We start from the raw sequence: 21,002 nt of genomic DNA, 5'->3' as shown, positions 1-21,002 counted from the left end.
CCCCCTAATTGGGCAACCCCACCCCGCAAGGCGCAATCCCGACCCGTTCATGCCGCAATCCAGGCGCCATACAGGCCACCAGCGCCACTATCGCAAGCACCACTCGAATCAACAACAAAGAGAGTCCATTCATGGCTTAGTCCCAGTTCGGCACACTCTGGGCGACAGGATGGTTGCTCGACCACGGCAAGTAATCTCCTGCATTGCAGGCACGCGCGCGATACTCACGCGCGCGATAGGTCCCGCCACTCGACTGCACGTAGGCCTTGTGGCGAAAAAATGCCGATCACGCCGTCTCCCGTTGCAACTGGCGCTTCAGCAGCCTGCCAGATAGCTACGCTAAAGAAGAGGCCCCATTCGGCGGACGTATCGCGTCCGCGCAAGGCTGCTACGAACTCTTCCCGCGTAGCAAGCCAACGTAAAGAGGCATGTAACCCACCGTGAACGCCGCCAGAAGTATGAGCGCCCATTCAATGAATGAAATCCCTGTATGCCCGTACACGAGACGCAACAATCCATAGCTGGCGATCGTGAAAACAGCAGCTTTCGCGTAATACACGGCGACGCCCTTCAGGATCAATTTGATCTTCATATCCTACTTCGACGTATCGTTCACAAGTGGTTCGAGATCGCCTGATGAACTGACCGCCGCACCGGCGGCATTGGCCGCTGCTTGGGTGGGATTGGAGTATTTAAACCCAGGAGCGGCTTCCTTTATACCCTGCATCATATTTCCTGCCGCAGCTCGCTCAGCCTGTGTCAGATCAGCACTCGCACTTCTAGCCGCAACACTAGGCGCAGTAGAAACAGCTGCCCCTAAGCCAGCCGTTACTCCGCTGAAGGCTGCGCCCTTCGCAACCTCGGATATAGAAGCGGCCTTACCTTCAAGTTGTGCATTTGCTTGGACTGAAAATGCACCGACGGCTGCATATCCAACCACGTTTGCAGCAATGGTTCCACAGGTAGTGGCAGCTGTGCTTGCAACGGCACTTACTCCACCACTTAGCGCGCCAGCCGCTGTTGCGGCAGCAACTTGCCCCATTTTACTTGGGAGAATCTTTCGCCCATCGACCCTTCAGCCATAGCCATCTGAACACCGATTTTCACAACTACGCCTATTGGCGCACCCCACAAGCACCGGGGGCAGCGCCCGGCCGGATCTTTGAACACGACTCCCGAGTACGGACTCGCCCCCGCGAAATTGCACGCCCTTACCCGATACACATAGCTACCCTTATCACGGCTGGCACCAAAGCTGCTCCCGCCGCCGTTATGCAGCACCGTCCAGGCACCACCGTTGGCACTCTCCTCGCTCGAATCAGCAGGAAAGGTTCCAGCTCAGCACGCTACGATTGAAGGCCTGCAAAATCACCAGCGCGGCAGACATCGCAGCTGGAGCCGACATAGGCCTGAACCGGAATGCCCCCTCCGCCATCGGCACCGTTCTCCAGTAGGAAGGGAGTGGCATAACCGTCCCTAACAGTTGATCGACGAACGAGCCTCAACCACCATCATGAGACACTGCCTTCTCAATGCGAAAAACGACATGCGGGCGTCAAGAAACGAATGATGAATCAACAGATACATCATCGTAATCGAGAGATGCAAAATCAGAAACCGACATCTTCCCTTGAATGCGCAGCAAGCCAATGTAGGCTGACTTAGCCAGGAGTGACTCATAATCATTAGAAAGGAGCACCGCCCTGAGCCACTCCTCGATTGAAGCTGCTTCAAGCTTCCCCCGAAGCACTGCAGAAACAAGCGATTCAATCATAAGCCTACGATTATCATCAACAGGTTCCTGCCCCATCGTAACAATTCCAATAAAACAACCAAGAATCAACGGATCTGCCCAACGTAACCCGCCGATGAAAATAGCCCTCTCTCGGATCTCCGGATCACGATGAAACAACGACCTCGACACCAACATGTAGCTTGAGGAATCGGGGTCATCTGTGAGAATACCCGAGATCTTGTAAAGCCTATCAAGCAGCAAGCTATCTTCCACCACCAAGCGCCTCCTTCGTCTTCGCTATGTTTTCATCCGCCTTGTCAAGCGTTCGCTGGATCCTAACACGCTGCCCTCTAGAAAGACTCGGATTATTCAAGCTCCCCCTCAAACTTTTTGCGGCAGAGCTCAGCCCCTTCAGTGAATTTTGCATCTCTGTCACATGATCAAAGCCGGTCTCAATTCCGCGAAGCTCTTTAGCAACTCCGTCAAAGTCGTGAGGCTTTGCATTATTGTCAACAATGTTATTTATTTTCTTAATTGCCTGCTGCTGAGATCGAGTGAGCGACGCAACGCGACTGGCAATATTGATAAATGCACTCTTCGCACCACCGATGACAGCTGCAGTCGCTGCCGGAATACGACTGGCAGCTAGAACTGAAACACCCGCAACGGCTCCGGCCGCTCTTGCCTCCTGGCGAGACCGGCGCTCATCCAACCCCATCTCGCCGTTTATGACAGCCAGATCATCTCTCATCATCTGGCACGTGGATACGCTCTCACAACGGCCGTCAGGGTCTACATGACCGTAGGGATTTCCAAGGGCATATTTATAGCGATTGAAGTTGGATGACGTATGCCCATTGGCCTCAACCGGATCCGCACTTATGAAAGATCCAATAGCCGGATCATAATACCGCTGCTGCATGTAACTCAGCCCGGTCCCGGAGTCCGTCACATGCCCCGTATATCCCGGCCCATCCTTCAACGGCCGGTTGACCACCGCCCCATACGGCTCATACACCGTACGCTCGATGACATTTCCGCTGGCATCGGTGATCGCCACCGGTGAACCCAGTGCATCAGTGTGGATGTACTCGACGACTTCCTGTGCGACCGCCGGAGCCACACAGGCCGCCAGCACCACCACCGCGAGTACCGCCCGAATCAACAGCGAACAGAGTCCATTCATGGCTTAGTCCCAATTCAATACGCCGCGGGTGACGGGGAAGTCTGCGGACCATGCCGAACAGCCACCGGCGTTGCAGGCCCTGACAATGTAGAGACTGGCGCAGTAGGTCCCGCCGCTCGACTGCACGTAGGTATTGGGGCCGGTGTACAGGCGCCGTCCAGTATGCAGTGACCTGTCGGCACCCGCCTCGGATACCATCAGAAAATCCCTGTTATCACGAACCGCTTCATGGGAGCCGCGATTGATACTTGAAACTCACTTCAGATCTTCGAGATCAACGGACACGTCTCCGAAAGTCGCTCTTGGAATCGGACCTGGGACTCTCAACGACTGAACGTCAAGTGGGGCATGCATTTCGCCGAGAAGAAGATCATCCGTCGACCCGTCCGTCCTCCTAAGCCTGAACTCCCCAGTCACTGATACCCACGAATAGGCATACCGATTAAAAACGTCACGCTGGAGATCTATTGGGCCCCTGATGCGAACTTGGGTCTCATCAGTCACTCCAGCTTCGAACAGCTCCTTGCTGGAGTTCAATACAAAGAGCCCTCGACTAACTCCGAGATAGCCTTCCACGCGTATCGATTTCCCATCGAATAGACGGGGGGTCGCAGCCAGCGCCCGGAAGCCGACTCGGCAAGCTGGATTCTGACCGATCCCACAATCCTTTGCGGGCGGCGTCTGCCGTCCTTCCTGATCACCGCAACCGACCACGGAAATCGCCAAGAAGAAGGTCACGAAAAGCTGATAATTTATTCTCATTTCACAACCTCCGACACACCATCCTTGTTCAGCCTATAGACCCCCGACGGATCCGAAACGTAATTAATCGAATTTGTTTTCTTGTACGTTTCAACATCCCAATATGAGAATGGCGAGTAGGCACGATTGTATCCGTCCAATGCTGGATGCGTGTGGATATTGATCCCCCCTACGAGAGGCCTACCGGCAGTCCCACCCAGCCAGTCCACGTCACGAACCTGACTGGATATCCCAATATCGGAAAAGTGAAAGGCACCGCTATTCTTCATCACGATTTCCGCACTCACTTCCCATCCGAATCTAACAGAGTACTTCTGATAAACCTTTGAAAAAATCTTGGCAGCGCTGTCTGAATTCGCGTTCGGAATTGACTCCATCTTTACCTTCGTAGCATCAACAACACCCTTCATGGCATCATATCGAGCCTGTGCATTTTCCTTTGTAAAGCCAGACGGGAGAGCCCCTCCGATTGCCGCCACTCTTACCCCGGCCGCAATGCCATTGTTTTTTATTTTGCTCCCAGTAATAGCCTGCCGAGCATCCTTGGGCTGCCTTCCATCCGGATCAAGGAACCGATACGGGTTCCCCAGCGCATACGCGTAGCGCCCAAAAGCAGCCACTGATGAAGCTATTGGATCGGCGGATAGAAATGCCCCAGTCTCCACATCATAGTACCGCTGCTGCATGTAACTCAGCCCGGTCCCGGAGTCCGTCACATGCCCCGTATATCCCGGCCCATCCTTCAACGGCCGATTGACCACGGCCCCATACGGCTCATACACCGTACGCTCGATGACATTTCCGCTGGCATCGGTGATCGCCACCGGTGAACCCAGTGCATCAGTGTGGATGTACTCGACCACTTCCTGTGCGACTGCCGGAGCCATACAGGCCGCCAGCACCACCACCGCGAGTACCGCCCGAATCAACAGCAAAGAGAGTCCATTCATGGCTTAGTCCCAGCTCAGTACGCCTCGGGTGACGGGATGGTCGGCCGACCACGGTGAGCAACCACCTGCATTGCAGGCACGCACGCGATAGTCACCAGCACAGTAGGCATTGCCGCCTGCACTCACATAAGCGTTCGGCCCGGTATACAGGCGCTTTCCACCGCCACCACTCTCAAGCTGGTACTCGGTCGCATCGGCCACTTGGCTCCAGCCCACCGAGCACTGCACCTGATACGGCGCCTTGCGGGTGGTCAACCATTCGGCAAGGTAGAAGCTGGGCGTGCCAGGCGGAAGTGCGACCACAACCGTCGCAATGCCCGAGTACGGACTGCACCCCGCGAAATTGCACGCCCTCACGCGATAGGCGTAGCTGCCTTTGCCACGGCTGGCACCAAAGCTGTTCCCGCCGCCGTTATGCACCACCGTCCAGCCACCACCGTTGGCACTCTCCTCCAGCACGAAACTCTCGCTGTTGGCCGGCACCGACCAGCTCAGGCTGTACTGCGGCACGTTCACCAGGCCCGGCGCGTTGATCACCGGCTCGATCGTCGGCGGCCCGATCACCGCTACCGTCGCCGTGGCCGACCACGGTCCGCAGCCTGCGCCATTGCAGGCGGCAACCCGATAGCCATAGCTGCCGACCCCGCGCGCAGCGGTGGCATAGGAACCCGCGTTGCCGTCGAACAGCGTGACCCATCCGCCACCATTGCTGCTTTCCTGCAAGGTGTAACGCGTGGCACCAGCCACCCCGTTCCAGCCAATGCCGATACTGCCCGGCGCAGCGCGTGCCGGCGCAGAGAGACCTGGCGCAGTGGCGGGCGGATACACCACCGTCACCGCAGCCGTGGCGCTGTATCCCGTGCATCCCACCGGATTGCATGCGCGAACCCGGTAGTTGTAGCTTCCCGCTGCCTTGCCACTGAAGGCCTTGGATTGACTGATGGCGTTGTGCACCTGGGCCCATGCGCCGCCATTGGCGCTTTCCTCCAGCTCATAGCGCTCGGCACCAGAGGCCGCAGACCATGCCACGCTGAAACTGCCATTGAAGGCCGTGGCAGGCACGTTCAAGGTCGGCACAGTGGATGGCGCCAATGCCACGGCCACTGATGCGACATTGCTCCATCCGCCGCACACCGCCCGGCAGCCGCGCACGCGGAACTGATAGGTTCCCGTGACCAGGCCGGTGCTGGTGAACGATTGCGCCGCGCCATCAAAGACCGTGCTCCAGGTGCCCGCAAGGGCACGCTGCAGCTCATAGCGGTTGGCACCACCGGCCGGGCTCCAGGTCAGGTTCACGCTGCCCTGGGTGATGTAGCCCGGCGCACTCAGCGCGGGAACGCTGGGTGCGGCTTCGCCATGCACCTGGGACACCAGGCTGCCTGACAGGTAGAGATAGTCGGTCTGTTTGCCGGTACGTTCGTTGCGCTGGAATCGCAGCACACCGCCGTTGTCGTAGAACGAGTAGATTGCCCCCTTGCCACTGGCACTGGCCTTCACCCGGCGCCCGTGGGCATCATACTCGTAGCTCTCTGCTGTACCCGCCGCACGCAGCCGGTTGCCGTAGTCAAACGCGAAAGCCTGGCCATTGCGCACCGAAAGATTGCCCTGCACGTCATAGCCAAGACCGGTCACGGTTGCCCCGGTTCCGGTTTCGATCACGTTGACCAACCGATTCGTCGGATCGAAATAGTGCGTACGATCGCGGCTGCCGACCTTCGCACGGCGCAGGTTGTCCAGCGCGTCATACTCATACAAGGCGTTGCCGAAGCCCGGTGCAGTGACCGTCCGCAACCGGTCCAGGCCGTCATAGGTCATGTCCCGGTTACCGGGCGCCCCGGGCAGGCCATCGGAAATGGCCATCACATTGCCGCCGGCATCGTAGTCGTAGCTGTCATCCAGCACTGCGGCCGCTGCAGTGGCATCGCGGCTGCGGTCAGGCAGTCCGCGGGCATTCTGGGTCAACGTGTGCACGATCCCGTTGCCATAGACAAAGCGGGCCAACGCGCCATTGGCAAAGTAACTGGCCTCCTTTGCATAGCCGCCGACCGTCGTCGCCCGACCCAGTGCATCCGGCGCATAGCTGACGACACGCCCCCCCGGATAGGTATTGCTGGCCAGTGTGCCGTTGGCATCGTAGCCATAGGCCAGGCTCAGATTACCCAGATCCGGATGCTGCAGGGTTTCGCCGCTGAGTAGGCGGCGGCGGTTGTATTGGTAGCGGTTGACGACCATCGGCCGGGCCGGATCGTTCTGCGTACTGATCTCGGCAGGCAGACCATCAGGCGCGTAGGACCAGTTCTGATTTCCGCGCCCATCCGGGAAGATCAGGGTCGACAAGCGGTTGGCAGCATCGTAACTGCGCTTCACCGCACGTCCACTGGCCAGCGCTTCATTGCGATTGCAGTCGGTCGCACTGGTCAACCCCGTGCCGGCCGCCGACCACAGCACGTTGCCTGCCGCGTCGTAGTCCTGCACGGTCGCGCCGGTTTCCGGTTCGATGGTCTTGCACAGCTGCTGGTAGCCGTCATAGACGTAGCGGCGGGTCAGCGACTGGCTGCCGTCTGCACTGCGGCGGGTGATCGCCAGCGGCTTGCCCAACGTGTCTCGCTGGATCTCGGTCACTACGCCTTCCGGGTGCTGCAGCGTCAGCGGCATGTCGTAGCTGGGCTGGTCGTAGGCAAGATGACGGGTCGTCGTGGCCTGCCCGCGGGGGTTGGTCACCTTCACCGACAGGTTGCCCACGTACTCGGTGCGGGTAACCAGTGCCCCAAGCTCGGACGATTGACTGACCACGGTGGGGCGGCCCAACGCGTCGTACTGCGTCGTGGTGCCGGTCAGGGTGGCATTGATATCGGAGAACTGCCGGGTGGGATACGAGGCAAACACGGTCTTGCCGCTGGTGTCGTAACGGGTCACCACGGCGCTGTCCAGGACGTTGTTGGCGTTTTCGGTCACCAGCACCGGGCGGAACATCGCATCCAGGTAGGTATCCGTGCGCCGCCCGCCCTGCGTGCGGGAGTGCTTCCACGCACCGGCGGGCACCCCCAGCTGCGCGCCACCCAGCCGCTGCAGGTCCATGGTCACGCCATTCCAGTTAACGCTGTCGCCGCTAGGGAACTGCTGGCTGCGCAGCCTGCCCATGCTGTCGTAGCTGAAGCTGGTGGTTGCGCCGGTTTCGTCGGTCAGCGAGGTGATCCAACCGTTGTCGTCGACGGCAACCGTGCGCACCGCGCCATTGGGCGCTTCGGGCGTGGCCGGCATGCGCAGCTGCTGCGGAACGCCACGCTTCCATCCCGACAGATGGCTGGTATTGCCGCGGCCATCGGCCACCGAGGCAACCGTGCCGTCGGCTGCGTAGGTCACCTGCTGCGCCAGGCGGCCGAATGCATAGGCGCGTAACGGCAGTGCTTTGGCCGTATCGAATTCGGTGCGCGACTGCTCGATGCCATTGAGCACACTGCGCGCCACCTGGCCGTTCACCCATAGCGCGGGATTGTCGTAGTAGCTGGTGCTGCTGGTGCGACTCTGGCCGGCGGAATTCGCTTCGACAACGGAAACTTCGCGGACGAAGGCATCAAAGGCCTGCACCGTACGGGTGAACTGCACGCCGTCCTGATTGATGATCGTGCTCTGCACTGGGCGGTTCAGATGCTCTCCCAGCTCCGTGGCCCCGTACTTGAGATTCCGACCCGCCTCGCGCGGGAACGGTGCGCTGGCAAGCTGCGCGTCCGGGTAGTAGTTACTGCGCTCGGTTCGAACCACCGCGCCACCAGAGCTGGTTGTCGTCGACAGCAGCAGACCGTCGTTATAGCCAACTTCCTTTCCGAATTCGTATGTCCGGATCGTGCCATCCGGCAGGGTTTCAATCGTTATCTTGGGCTCTGCCTGCCCCACCGGGATCGCCGGCCACCCAGCCTGGTCGACTCTCCTGTCGTACTCCCACCCCAGATTGGTGTACTGATAGCTCCACTCCGCCGTGGGCATCCCCGGGCCACTTATCCGCTTTGCCACCAGCGACATCGCGTCCCGATAGATAGGCGTGAGATTCCATCCGTCGGCCAGCAACTGGTCGTCGCCGGAAGTCTGGCAGTTGAACGGAACATTCTTGCGGCCATGCCGGAAGGGTCGGAACACGAAGGTTCCCACCGCGCCTGATGGGTGCGTGATGGAGGCTGCAACCTCGGTCTGCACAATCTTGTTCGTCTTCGCGCAAAGAGCCGGGACCTCCATATAGGCCCAAACGTCCTGCCCGGTGTACTCCTGGTACTTCTTCGTCACATTGACAGGCGGCAGGTTGTAGCTCCACGCCGTCCCGTCCGGCAGCGTCACCGACTGCAACACACCGGCCGGGTTGTAGCCATAGGTCCAGGTTCGACCCGCTGCCGTCGCCGTTGCGATACGGCCCAGGGAGTCATAGGCAAGGCTGATGCTGCGCCCATCGTTGGCAATGATTCGATCCAGCCGCCCGCCGCTCCATTCGTAGCGGACCCAATTGCCGAAACGATCGACAACCTGTGATGGATAAAGGAAGACCTTTTTCCGTTTCAGCGTGGCATGGGTGATGGTGTCGTAGGGCTGGAGAACGGCAGACTCGTTCTCGCGCGCCACCATCCAGTCGAAGTAGTACTTGGTTCCGTCTGGCGCGTGGCCCAGGAAACCCTCGCCCGGCTGGCCGCTCTTGAGTGCACTGAGGCAGGAGAAGAACCATCCCCCTTTTGTGTTCCAGGGCGTTGGCGTGCCAACCTGGGGCGTTGGCTGGCGCGCGTCCCCGCTGCCCGCCAGGACGGTTTCACCGCCTCCACCCGGCAATGAAAGCCTCACCCCCTCCCAATAGGTGTACGGAGCAAAACTGATGGTCTGGGTTTGCTTGTAATTCCAGACATCCAGCGACGGGGGTGCGGAGACTGTCGAGCAACGGGCACTTGGCGTCCAATGTCCGCCGATCGCGGTTTCGGGCTGGTCTCCGTAGATGCCTGAAAGCGATGGGATGTCGAGATCCCAGTTTCCATATTCCTTGTCATTTGCACTGCCGCTGACATCCCCGTAACTGCGGCTGAGCGATACCGCGAGCCCACTGTTGCCCGGAATCGAAATATCCGTGGCTTTGAAACTGATCGAGCCGTCGTAGAGATTGACCTGCTCGCCGAAGATCTCGCCCTTCAGCGGCTCGACGAGGTCCCCATACTTCAGTCGCTTGTCGTACTCCTGCCGCCAGGTGGGAACGATCTGGGCGGAAACGCCGACCGGTGCCAGCACGCACAGGGCAACGACACCGAGAAGAAGACCCTTGGCAGCCATTGCGGCGCGCGGATATGAAATGAGGCCAGACTGCATGCAGATCCTCCCTGGATCGACGTCCCTGTGTGCCCCACCCGCGCCGAACGGCAGTTGACCTTCGACCAGGCGGCACCCACGCCGGCAGACAGCCACGCGTTGCTTCACGGTGGGCGGGTGCTGGTCACAGATATGAACGAATAATGAAGATGGCGTCAAGTCCACGCATTGGCCACACTCGGCAAAGTCACGTCAGCCAGCGGCCTCCCGTGCCCTTCCCCGCTCCACCTAGAATGTCCCCATGAGCACCCTGACCTTCCGCGCCGCCACGCCGGCCGACATCCCCGCCCTCATTGCCCTCGTCACCTCGGCCTACCGCGGCGATGCCAGCCGCGTCGGCTGGACCACCGAAGCCGACCTGCTGGACGGCGCCCGCATCGACGCCGAAGGCATCCAGGCCGACCTGGACCGCCCGCGCTCCACCATCCTGCTGGCCGAGCGCGGGGACCAGCTGGTGGCCTGCGCCCATGTCGCCGATGTCGACGGCAAGGGCTACTTCGGCATGTTCTCGGTCGACCCGGCCCAGCAGGGTGGCGGCGTTGGCAAGCAGCTGATGGACGCCGCCGAAGCGCACGCCGCACGCGAATGGAACGTGCCGGTGATGCAGATGACGGTGATCGACGTGCGCGATGAACTGATCGCCTTCTACGAGCGTCGCGGCTACAGCCGCACCGGCATCAAGAAGCCGTTCCCGTATGGCGACGAGCGTTTCGGCATCCCCAAGCGCGACGACCTGCGCTTCGAGATCCTGGAAAAGCCGCTGACCGGAGCCGTCGCGTGAGCGAGGCCTGGACCTTTGTCTGTGCCGGCGCCGAGCTGTTGCCGGGCGAAATGAAGAGTGTGTTCGACGAGGTGACCGGCACGCCGATCGTAGTATTCAACCTCGACGGCGAGCTGTACGCACTGGAAGACCAGTGCACGCATGAAGAGTTCGAACTGTCCTCGGGCGAGTTCAACACGACCGAAGGCAGTGTGGAGTGCGTGCTGCACGGGGCGCGCTTCGACGTGCGTGACGGGCGCGCTTTGTGCGCGCCGGCCTACAGCCCTGTGCCCAAGTTTCCGGTGAAGCGCGAGCACGACGCCATCTGGACCCGCGACGACCGGGATTGAGGCGGCGCTCCGCCCGGAGAGATCATTCACGGGGCGCCCCGCCAGAGAGCATCAACCCATGGGGTGGATCTATCGGAAGGCCATGAGGACCCTTCCAGGGCGCCCCGTGGCCGCCTCGGGGGGCCGCCACGCCCCGTACATGCGAATCATTATCGTTGATGTTATTCTACGTAACATCTTCGTAACGACTCCGCCCCTCGCGCCATGGCTTCGCCCGCGCCCACCGCCACGCTGTGCCAGCTTGCCCGTCAAGGGTGGCCGCTGCTTGTGGCCGTGCTGCTGACGCTGCTGCTGGGCTGGTCGGCACTGCACGAAGGACGCGACAACGGCCCTGCTGCCAACGGCTGGCAGGCACAGGCTGAAGATCTGCAGCAGGTCATGCCGATGCCGGCCCAGCCGGCGGACGAGTGCCCGCACCCTGCCGCGCCAGCACCGGAGCCGCCGCTGGATGGCGAGGGCACCACGCCCTGTACCGGACTGGCTCCCCCGCGCGCCGCCCTGGTCGTGCATGTTCCGCTGTGGCGCTCCAACGCCCTGCGCTGGCAGCTGCACGATCCCGCACTGCGGTTGAACCCCGGCCACGCACCGCCCGCACCGCACGCCAGCTGAGACGCCCTGCGGCTGTTGCCGTGCGTCTGACGTCATTCGCCCATAGCCGAGCATCGGCTCGGCTCTACAGACGAAGCCCTCCACGTGCCCACGCGCTGCCTGCGCTACGGCTCTCCCCCTTTCCCGATCCACGCCACGACCCATCGCCATGACCTACATCACGTCCCGCAAGCACGCCCCGCGCGTTTCCCTGCTCGCCACCGCCACCCTGGCCGCGGGCTTCGCGCCGCTGGCTGCGCAGGCCGCCGACAGCGCCGACGCCGGCTCCCGCAACGCCACCGAGCTGGACAAGGTGCAGGTGCGCGGCAGCTGGTTCAACCCGTCCTCGCCGAAGTTCACCGCCGAGCTGCTGGACACCCCGAAGTCAGTGTCGATCGTGTCGGAGAAGCTGATCGCCGAAACCGGTGCGACCAACCTGCAGGATGCGCTGCGCATGGTGCCGGGCATCACCTTCGGTGCCGGCGAAGGCGGCAATCCGACCGGTGACCGCCCGTTCATCCGTGGCTTCGATTCGCAGAGCAACGTGTTCGTCGACGGCCTGCGCGACGTCGGCTCGCAGACCCGCGAGATCTTCGACCTGGAGCAGGTGGAAGTGGTCAAGGGCCCGAGCTCGGCCTACGGCGGCCGTGACTCCGGTGGTGGCAGCCTGAACCTGGTGAGCAAGACGCCGAAGCTGAAGAACGAGACCAGCGCCAGCATGGGCATCGGTACCGACAGCTACGCACGCGGCACCGTGGACGCCAACTACGTGCTGGGCGACGGCATCGCCGCCCGCCTGAACCTGATGAAGCACGCGTCGGACATCGCCGGCCGCGACGCCGCCAACGTCAGCCGCTGGGGCATCGCGCCGTCGATCGCGTTCGGCCTGAACGGCCCGGCGCAGCTGATCGCCAGCCACTACCACATGCAGAGCGATGACCTGCCCGATGCGGGTGGCTTCCCCTACAACAATCCGTTCTCCAGCGGCCCGAACGTGGCCAGGAACGGTGATGGCCGCCCAGTGGTGCCGGACCGCAACAACTACTACGGCCTGGTCGACCGTGACTTCCAGCGCACCCGCGCCGACATCAGCACTCTGGACGCCAGCTACGACTTCGGTGGCCACAAGCTTCGCAACATCGCGCGCCTGGGCAACACCAGCAACGACTACCTGTGGACCCAGCCGGACGACAGCAAGGGCAACCCCAACCTGTACGGCACCTTGTGGCGTCGCACCAACACCCGTGCGGTCGACGTCAAGAGCTTTGCCGACCAGCTGGGCCTGACCGGTGCGTTCCAGACCGGCGCGCTCAAGCACAGCTACAGCGCGGGCCTGGAGTACAGCGACGAGAAGATGACCCGTGGCAGCTACCTGATGTCGCCGGGCACCGCCAATCCCCTTGAAAACAGCGCCAACAGCACTCGCTGCCAGGTGTCCGGCGCGGCCACCGGCTACAACTGCACCGACTTCAACAAGCCGAACCCGAACGATCCGTGGGCGGCCGGTCAGATCGTCTATCGCAGCGACAAAGCGCTGGACGTCGAGCAGCGCACCAGGACCACCTCGGCCTACGTGTTCGACACCATCGAGCTCAATGAGCAGTGGATGATCAACCTCGGCCTGCGCTACGACGACTTCCGTACCACCCTGACCACGCCGGTGGCCGGCAAGGCACCGACCCGCGTGCGCAACAGCAACGACTTCCTGAACTACCAGGCCGGCGTGGTGTTCAAGCCGGCCGCCAACGGCAGCATCTACCTGTCCTGGGGCACCTCCTCGACCCCGCCGGGCATGGACGGTGGTGACGGTTCGGACGGCCTGAGCGCGGCCGTTGCCGACCTCAAGCCGCAGGACACGAAGAACCTCGAACTGGGCACCAAGTGGGACCTGCTGGACAACCGCCTGAACCTGACTGCTGCGATCTTCCACACCGTGATGAACAACGCGCGCGTGACCGTCGACAACGGCACCAGCCAGAACGCCGGCAAGAAAGAGATCAACGGTTTCGAGCTGGGCTTCAACGGCCAGTTGACCGAGGCCTGGAGCCTGTACGGCGGCTACACCTACCTCGATTCCGAGCTGAAGGACAATGGCTTTGTCTGTGGCGCACCGGTGGGCCGCACCTGCCCGTCCAACGTCTACGTGCCATCGCCGAACAACGGCAACGAATTCCCGAACACCGCCAAGCACAGCGCCAACCTGTGGACCACGTACCGCTTCCCGATCGGCCTGACCGTCGGCGCCGGTGCGTTCTACTCGGACAAGCAGTACGGTGATGTGGCCAACACCAAGTGGATTGCCAGCTACACCCGCTTCGACGCGATGGCCAGCTACGCGATCCAGGACAACATCAGCCTGCAGCTCAACGTGCAGAACCTGACCGACAAGACCTACTTCACCAAGGCCTATGCCTCGCACTACGCGAGCATCGCCCCGGGTCGCTCGGCCACCCTGGCACTGAACGTGAAGTTCTGATGTAACTGCGCTCCACCACGGCGGCAGGCTCTCCTGCCGCCGTTTTTGTTTCCGGCGATACTCACCCCATGGCAACCCGTACCCCCATCGACAGCGACGCTCTGGCCGCGCTGCTGCAGCACGATCCGCAGGCTGCCTTCGCACGCGTGCGCGACGCCGCGCAGGCCGGACAGGTCGAGGCACAACTGCTGCTCGCGCAGATGCACATGGAAGGCAAAGGCACCGCACAGGACGCCTCGGCGGCACGGCTCTGGTACGAAACCGCGGCCAACAACGGCGCGCCGATGGCGATGAACATGCTGGGCCGCTGCCACGAACTGGGCCAGGGCACCGCCCCCGACCCGGCGCTGGCCGCGGTGTGGTACCGCCGCGCGGCCGATACCGGGCTGGACTGGGGCCTGTACAACCTGGCCAACCTGCTGGCCACCGGCCGCGGCGTGCCGCTGGACCGCGCGCAGGCGCTGGCGCTGTACACGCGCGCCGCGCACCTGGGCCACGCCAAATCGATGAACCTGCTGGCCCGCCACCTCGAAGACGGACTGGAGATCGAGCGCGATCCGCAGGCGGCGCTGGACTGGTACCAGCGCGCGGCCGAGGCCGGTGATTTCCGCGGCCAGGCCAACTACGCCTCGATCCTGCTGCAGGCCGGCCACGTCGAGCAGGCCGTGCACTGGCTGCGGCTTGCACTGGCCCACGGCAGCCCGGCGTTCATGGCGCATCTCGTGCCGGAACTGGCCGCATCGCCGCATCCACAGGTGCGCGCCCTGGTCGCACCGCCGTCCCTCTGAGGAGTCCCGCATGCTGCTGCACATCCCCGACATTCTCAGCGCCGACCAAGTGGCCGACTTCCGCCGCCGGCTGGATGCCGCCGACTGGACCGATGGCCGCGAGACCGTCGGCCATCTGGGCGCGCAGGCCAAGCACAACCAGCAGCTGCCCGAGGCCTCACCGCTGCGCCGCGAACTGGGCGAGATCATCCTCGTCGCGCTGGCCCGGCATCCGCTGTTCTTCAGCGCCGCGCTGCCACTGAAGTACCTGCCACCGCGCTTCAACCGCTACAGCGGCGGCGGCACCTATGGTTTCCACGTCGACGGCGCGGTGATGAACCTGGCCAACGGCGAACAGCTGCGTTCGGACATCTCCTGCACCCTGTTCCTGTCGGCGCCGGACGAGTACGAGGGCGGCGAACTGATCATCAGCGACACCTACGGCGAACATGAAGTGAAGCTGCCCGCTGGCGACCTGATCGTGTATCCGTCCAGCAGCCTGCACCAGGTGCGGCCGGTCACCCGCGGCGCGCGCGTGGCCTCGTTCTTCTGGGTACAGAGCATGGTCCGAGACGATGTGCAGCGCCGCCTGCTGTGGGAAATGGACGGCTCGATCGAGCGCCTGCGGCAGACCGGCGGCGACGCCGAGGCGGTGCTGCAGCTGACCGGCGTGTACCACAACCTGCTGCGGCGATGGAGCGAAGTCTGAGCCCCATCCGGCCAGTCCGCGACATTTTGGCAATCATTCTCATTTGCAACAGATAACAGCTCTCATTACAATCACGCCCCGTTGATGCCGGCCGCTGCCGGCAGACCCCTGGGGACCCCTGCTTGCTGCGCCCGCTTCGCCCTCGCCCACTCATCCATCGCAAGATGGGCACCGCCATGCGCGGCCAGCGTCCTGCGCTGGCCAGCCTGCTGGCGTGGGTGGCGATGCTGGCCTTGCTGCTGGGCACCCTGCCACTGCTGCCACACGGGCAAGCCGGAATGGCCATGCAGATGCCGCTGGAAGAGCGCGGTGGCGAAGCCCCTCTGCTGGAAGAGGCACCGGCCAAGCTGCGCCGCTGTGCTGCAGCTCCGGTGAAATCAGCCGAGAAGGCACACCCGCCGCTGGTGCTGGCCAGCCAATGGCTGCGCACCGAGCTTGAACTCGTACCCGCTACGCCGGCCATGCCCGGCGTGCGCCCGGACTGGCCGCTGGCCGCTCCGGACACGCCCTGGGCCGATGCGCCCGGGCGCCGCCAGCAACGCGGCCAGGCGCCGCCGCTGGCCTGATTCACGGCCCCGCGTGACCGCCTGCGCGGTCGCGTCAGCGCGCCGCTGCCTGCTTCATCCCTGCCGCCCCTGACCGGGCCTCCCCGTGCATGCCGCGCCGTTCGCGCCTGGCATCGCACCACCCTGCATCCTTCGAGGTTACTGCCATGGCCCAGCGCCATCGTGTCCGTTCGTCCCTGCCCCGTACCCTGCTGACCAGCGCCGTGCTGGCGGCCATGACCGCCCCTGCCCTCGCCCACGGTGACGCTTCCGGCGCGCCGCAAACGCTGGACAAGGTGGTGGTCACCGCCTCCGGGTTCGAGCAGAAGGTGGTCGATGCACCGGCCAGCATCAGCGTGGTCAGCCGCGAGGAACTCAGCAAGCGCCCCTACACCAACCTGGTCGACGCGCTGCGCGACGTCGAAGGCATCGACGTCGGCCTGGAGGCCACCGACAAGAACGGCCGCGCCACCATCTCCATGCGCGGCCTGCCGTCCGAATACACCCTGGTGCTGATCGACGGCCGCCGCCAGAGCAATGTCGGCCAGCTGTATCCGAACAACTTCGGTGGCGGCCAGTTCGCCTACCTGCCGCCGCTGGACGCGATCGAACGCATCGAAGTCGTGCGCGGCCCGATGTCCACGCTGTACGGCTCGGACGCGATGGGCGGCGTGATCAACATCATCACCCGACGCAACCAGGACCGCTGGCACGGCGCCGTGACCCAGGGCTTCACCGTGCAGCAGGATGACCAGTTCGGTGATGCGCGCACCACCGACCTTTACTTGAGCGGCCCGCTGCTGAAGGACCGCCTCAGCCTGGCGGTGCGCGGCAGCTACTACGACGCCAAGGCCTCCAACCCGGAGTGGGATGCACTGACCCTGCCCGACGGCAGCCTGTGGGAGCGCAGCATCGGCTTCGGCGGCGGTGGCAAGTCGGTGGCCAACACCAACTGGAATACCGGCGTGCGCCTGGACTTCCGGGTCAACGATGACCACGAACTGTGGCTGGACTACGACGTGTCGCGGCAGAAGTACGACAACAGCGAAGGCCAGACCGGCACGCTGGACAGCCTGGCCAGCCTGTGGCGCGTCGGCAATGCGGTCATCCCCAGCCCGAACGGCAGCGGCACCGTCACCCGCCGCGTGGTGCAGCCGCGCGTGGGCTACACCGCCTACCAGCGCTACGAGCGCGACCAGCTGTCGCTGACCCACCAGGGCCGCTACAGCTTCGGCACCTGGCAGACCTCGCTGACCCGCAGCAAGAGCAGCAACCTGGGCCGCTCGCTGCCGCTGACCCTGGACGAGCGCGCCAACCTGCAGACGCTGTGGAATGACGTCTGCCGTCGTACCGGTGCCGCCAACAACTGCGCGGCCGGCGGTGGCAATGCGCTGACTGCGCTCAATCCCAGCGAGATGGCGCGCCTGCAGGCGTTCCTGCCGCGTCCGCTGCGCACCATGGAACTGGAAGGCTACGTGCTTGACACGATGCTCGACCTGGACTTCGGCGCGCACACGCTGACCGTTGGCGGCCAGTACAACGACACCGACATGATCGATGGCGTGTTCGGCATGGATGGCGCCGGCTACCGCAGCAACACCAAGCAGAAGCACCGCATGTGGGCGCTGTTCGCCGAGGACAACTGGGCGCTGACCGATACCCTCACCGCTACCTTCGGCCTGCGCTACGACGACCACAACGTGTTCGGCAGCCATGTCAGCCCGCGCGGCTACCTTGTGTGGAACGCCAGCGACGCGTGGACCTTCAAGGGCGGCGTCAGCACCGGCTACAAGACCCCGCGTCCGGACCAGCTGTTCCCGGGCATCACCGGCTTCGGTGGCCAGGGCGTGCTGCCGCTGGTGGGTTCGCCGAACCTGAAGCCTGAAACCAGCACCAACTACGAGTTGGCCGCCTACTACGAGGGCCAGCGCTGGGGCTTCAACGTGACCGGCTTCTTCAACAAATTCGAGGACAAGATCGCCAGCGGCGGCACCTTCCCCAACTGCGAAGTGGCGCCGGCCGGCAGCGGTTACTGCGTGGACATCGGTCCGGGTTGGGCCGCGCTGGGCTACAGCACCTTCACCCAGAGCGTGAACATCGACAAGGCTGAAACGCGGGGTGCCGAACTGGCCGCCCACGTCGACCTGCTCGACACCCTGCAGCTGCGCGGCAACTACACCTGGACCAGGAGCGAGCAGACCAGTGGCGCACAGAAGGGGCTGCCGATCAGCGGCACCATGCCGGCAAAACACATGGCCAACGCCAGCCTCAACTGGCAGGTCAACGAAGCGGTCAGCCTGTCGCTGATCGGCGAGGGCCGCTACGACCGCTACCGCGACACGCTGCTGGACGCCAACGGCGCCAGCCACACCCGCTACTACGAGGACTACACCATCTTCCATCTCGGTGGCAGCTGGAAGGCCACGCCCTGGCTGACGGTGAACGCACGGGTCAACAACCTGCTCGACAAGGATTTCGTCTCGCAGTCGTGCCTGTTGATCAGCCAGAGCGAGTTCAACTGCGTGGACGACTACGCGACCAAGGACCAGCGCCGCAGCTACTGGATTTCGCTGAACGCGAAGTTCTGACCGCCACGCACCGGTAGTGCCGGCCGCTGGCCGGCAATCCGACGTTGTTTCCCGGAACCCCGGTAGTGCCGGCCGCTGGCCGGCAATCGCCCTCCAGGGATACAGAACGACACGCAATTGCGAGCTATTCTCATCAATGATGTAATGGGCAGTCCCCGTCCGCCTCGAACCGTGCCGTGAGCCGTCCTGCCTCTTCCACCGTGCAGCAGCAACAGAACCGTGGCTTCTGGCTGCGGACGCTGCACCAGTGGCACTGGATCAGCTCGGCGGTGTGCCTGATCGGCATGCTGCTGTTCGCGGTGACCGGCCTGACCCTCAACCATGCCGCGAAGATCGAGGCCAAGCCCGAGGTGCAGAACCAGCATCTGGAGCTGCCGGCCGAACTGCTGGGCCAACTGGGCACCCGCGAAGACGGCAACGCGCCGATCCCGCGCCCGGCGCGGCAATGGCTGGATACACAGCTGGGCATCGCCATTGGCGGCCGCCCGGCCGAATGGTCGGCCGAAGAGATCTACCTGTCGCTGCCGCGCCCCGGTGGCGACGCCTGGCTGAGCATCGACCGCGAGACCGGCGCGGTGGAATACGAATCGACCTCGCGCGGCGCGGTGTCCTACCTCAACGACCTGCACAAGGGCCGTAACGCGGGCCCGGCGTGGGGCTGGTTCCTGGACCTGTTCGCCGTGGCCTGCCTGGTGTTCTGCATCACCGGCCTGTTCCTGCTGCACCTGCATGCGCGGCAGCGGCGCATGACCTGGCCGCTGGTCGGCCTCGGTCTGATGATCCCGCTGCTGATCGCCCTGCTGCTGATCCACTGACTTTCCTTCGTTTCCGGAGCCGCCCCATGCGCGTCACCCTGACCATCGCCCTCAGCGGCCTGCTGGCCACTTCGCCGGCCTATGCCACCACGCTCGACATCAACGTCGAAGTGCCCAAGCTCAACGTGGCCGAGTACCACCGCCCGTACGTGGCGGTGTGGCTGGAAGGCGCCGACCAGAAGGTCGCGGCCAATCTGTCGGTCTGGTACCAGCAGACCAGCAACAGCGAAGGCCACGGCACCAAGTGGCTGCCCGACCTGCGCCAGTGGTGGCGCAAGAGCGGCCGCACCCTGCAGGTGCCGGTGGACGGCGTGACCGGCCCGACCCGCCCGGCCGGCAAGCACGCGCTGTCGTTCAACGACAAGCAGCCGGCACTGAAGCAGCTGGCCCCCGGCAACTACACCCTGGTGGTCGAGGCGGTGCGCGAAGTCGGCGGCCGTGAACTGCTGAAGATCCCCTTTACCTGGCCGGCCACCGCCGCGCAGAACGGCAAGGCGCAGGGCGCCACCGAACTGGGCCAGGTCACCCTGTCCGTCAAACCCTGAGAGGGGACGGAGGGGATTAAGTCGTAATCCCCTTCTCCTTGCCGCATCACCCCGCATCCACTGGAGTCCTCCGCATGAAGCGCACGCTCGTCCTCGCCGCCGCCCTGGCCGCTGCCCTTCCCTTCTCCGCCCTGGCCCACAAGGCCTGGCTGCTGCCCTCGCAGACCGTGATCGCCGGCAACGCACCGTGGATCACCGTCGACGGTGCGGTCTCCAACGACCTGTTCTACTTCAACCACGTGCCGCTGCGCCTGGAATCGGTGGTGATCACCGCGCCGGACGGCAGCACCGTGCAGCCGCAGAACGCAGCGACCGGCAAGTACCGCAGCGTGTTCGACATCGAACTGAAGCAGCCCGGCACCTACCGCATCGCGTCGGTCAATGACGGCCTGTTCGCCACCTACGAGCAGAACGGCGAGCGCAAGCGCTGGCGTGGCAGCGTTGCCACTTTCGGTGAACTGCCGAAGGATGCGAAGAAGCTGGAAGTGAGCCAGTCGGTCGGCCGCGTGGAGACCTTCGTCACCAACGGCGCGCCGAACGACACCGCGCTGAAGCCGACCAACCGCGGCATCGAGCTGGTCGCGGTCGGCCACCCGAACGATCTGTTCGCCGGCGAGGAAGCCACCTTCCGCGTGCTGGTCGACGGCAAGCCGGCCACCGGCCTGGAATTCGAGATCGTGCGTGGTGCCACCCGCTACCGCAACGCACAGGACGAACTGAAGGTCACCAGCGATGCCAAGGGCGAGATCAAGGTGACCTGGCCGGAAGCCGGCATGTACTGGCTGGAGACCGGCACCGAGGACAACAAGACCTCGGTGAAGCAGGCCGCCAAGCGCCGCCTGAGCTACGTCGCCACGCTGGAAGTGCTGCCGCAGTAATGTGGACCGCGATG

At 63.6% G+C, this 21,002-nt stretch carries 16 protein-coding genes; 11 read left to right on the top strand and 5 right to left on the bottom strand.

Annotation, left to right across the window (positions count from 1 at the left end; all coding sequences use genetic code 11):
- Nucleotides 1-388 precede the first annotated feature (388 nt).
- From O0J15_RS11130 to O0J15_RS11110, 5 genes are all read right to left on the bottom strand, one after another.
- Complete coding sequence (locus O0J15_RS11130; protein WP_019659410.1) at nt 389-592, bottom strand: hypothetical protein; 204 nt, start codon at nt 590-592, stop codon at nt 389-391.
- Nucleotides 593-1,555: 963 nt separating this feature from the next.
- Nucleotides 1,556-2,011 carry a hypothetical protein gene (locus O0J15_RS11125; protein ID WP_134732263.1) on the bottom strand — a complete coding sequence of 152 codons (456 nt, stop codon included), beginning with the start codon at nt 2,009-2,011 and terminating at the stop codon, nt 1,556-1,558.
- On the bottom strand, nt 1,998-2,921 hold the full coding sequence (locus tag O0J15_RS11120) for an RHS repeat-associated core domain-containing protein (protein ID WP_308305654.1): 924 nt from the start codon (nt 2,919-2,921) through the stop codon (nt 1,998-2,000). The genes O0J15_RS11125 and O0J15_RS11120 overlap by 14 nt, the downstream gene beginning before the upstream one ends.
- 758 nt (nt 2,922-3,679) lie before the next feature.
- A complete protein-coding gene (locus O0J15_RS11115; RefSeq protein ID WP_308305653.1) occupies nt 3,680-4,633 on the bottom strand; it encodes an RHS repeat-associated core domain-containing protein in 954 nt (317 codons plus the stop codon).
- 3 nt (nt 4,634-4,636) lie between these two features.
- On the bottom strand, nt 4,637-9,967 hold the full coding sequence (locus O0J15_RS11110; RefSeq protein WP_308305652.1) for a wall-associated protein: 5,331 nt from the start codon (nt 9,965-9,967) through the stop codon (nt 4,637-4,639).
- 241 nt (nt 9,968-10,208) lie between these two features.
- Between O0J15_RS11110 and O0J15_RS11105 the strand changes: the two genes are divergently transcribed.
- From O0J15_RS11105 to O0J15_RS11055, 11 genes are all read left to right on the top strand, one after another.
- Complete coding sequence (locus O0J15_RS11105) at nt 10,209-10,748, top strand: GNAT family N-acetyltransferase (protein ID WP_021202565.1); 540 nt, start codon at nt 10,209-10,211, stop codon at nt 10,746-10,748.
- The gene (locus tag O0J15_RS11100; protein WP_010483575.1) at nt 10,745-11,077 is read left to right on the top strand and encodes a non-heme iron oxygenase ferredoxin subunit; all 333 of its coding nucleotides are present in this window, start codon (nt 10,745-10,747) and stop codon (nt 11,075-11,077) included. Before O0J15_RS11105 ends, O0J15_RS11100 begins: the two co-directional genes overlap by 4 nt.
- Before the next feature lie 204 nt (nt 11,078-11,281).
- Nucleotides 11,282-11,686: a hypothetical protein gene (locus O0J15_RS11095; protein WP_308305651.1), complete on the top strand. Its 405-nt coding sequence runs from the start codon at nt 11,282-11,284 to the stop codon at nt 11,684-11,686.
- A gap of 148 nt (nt 11,687-11,834) precedes the next feature.
- The gene (locus O0J15_RS11090) at nt 11,835-14,141 is read left to right on the top strand and encodes a TonB-dependent receptor (protein ID WP_308305650.1); all 2,307 of its coding nucleotides are present in this window, start codon (nt 11,835-11,837) and stop codon (nt 14,139-14,141) included.
- A 68-nt stretch (nt 14,142-14,209) separates the two neighbouring features.
- Nucleotides 14,210-14,929 (top strand): tetratricopeptide repeat protein, encoded by a 720-nt coding sequence (locus O0J15_RS11085; RefSeq protein ID WP_134732251.1) that lies wholly within the window; start codon nt 14,210-14,212, stop codon nt 14,927-14,929.
- Between the two features lie 10 nt (nt 14,930-14,939).
- Nucleotides 14,940-15,617, top strand: coding sequence for a Fe2+-dependent dioxygenase (locus O0J15_RS11080; RefSeq protein WP_019336499.1), 678 nt, complete (start codon nt 14,940-14,942; stop codon nt 15,615-15,617).
- Nucleotides 15,618-15,781: 164 nt separating this feature from the next.
- Nucleotides 15,782-16,183 carry a hypothetical protein gene (locus O0J15_RS11075; RefSeq protein ID WP_308305649.1) on the top strand — a complete coding sequence of 134 codons (402 nt, stop codon included), beginning with the start codon at nt 15,782-15,784 and terminating at the stop codon, nt 16,181-16,183.
- A gap of 146 nt (nt 16,184-16,329) precedes the next feature.
- Nucleotides 16,330-18,750: a TonB-dependent receptor gene (locus O0J15_RS11070; protein ID WP_308305648.1), complete on the top strand. Its 2,421-nt coding sequence runs from the start codon at nt 16,330-16,332 to the stop codon at nt 18,748-18,750.
- A gap of 176 nt (nt 18,751-18,926) precedes the next feature.
- Nucleotides 18,927-19,565 carry a PepSY-associated TM helix domain-containing protein gene (locus O0J15_RS11065; protein ID WP_224329088.1) on the top strand — a complete coding sequence of 213 codons (639 nt, stop codon included), beginning with the start codon at nt 18,927-18,929 and terminating at the stop codon, nt 19,563-19,565.
- Between the two features lie 26 nt (nt 19,566-19,591).
- Nucleotides 19,592-20,110, top strand: coding sequence for a DUF2271 domain-containing protein (locus tag O0J15_RS11060; RefSeq protein WP_021202573.1), 519 nt, complete (start codon nt 19,592-19,594; stop codon nt 20,108-20,110).
- Nucleotides 20,111-20,184: 74 nt separating this feature from the next.
- On the top strand, nt 20,185-20,988 hold the full coding sequence (locus O0J15_RS11055; protein WP_134735825.1) for a DUF4198 domain-containing protein: 804 nt from the start codon (nt 20,185-20,187) through the stop codon (nt 20,986-20,988).
- Nucleotides 20,989-21,002 lie beyond the last annotated feature (14 nt).

It is taken from the genome of Stenotrophomonas sp. Sm10, from assembly GCF_030985515.1.
In the GTDB taxonomy this organism is placed as follows: domain Bacteria; phylum Pseudomonadota; class Gammaproteobacteria; order Xanthomonadales; family Xanthomonadaceae; genus Stenotrophomonas; species Stenotrophomonas hibiscicola.
Note: the sequence above shows the minus strand (reverse complement) of the source record. Positions and strands in the feature narration are given on the sequence as shown.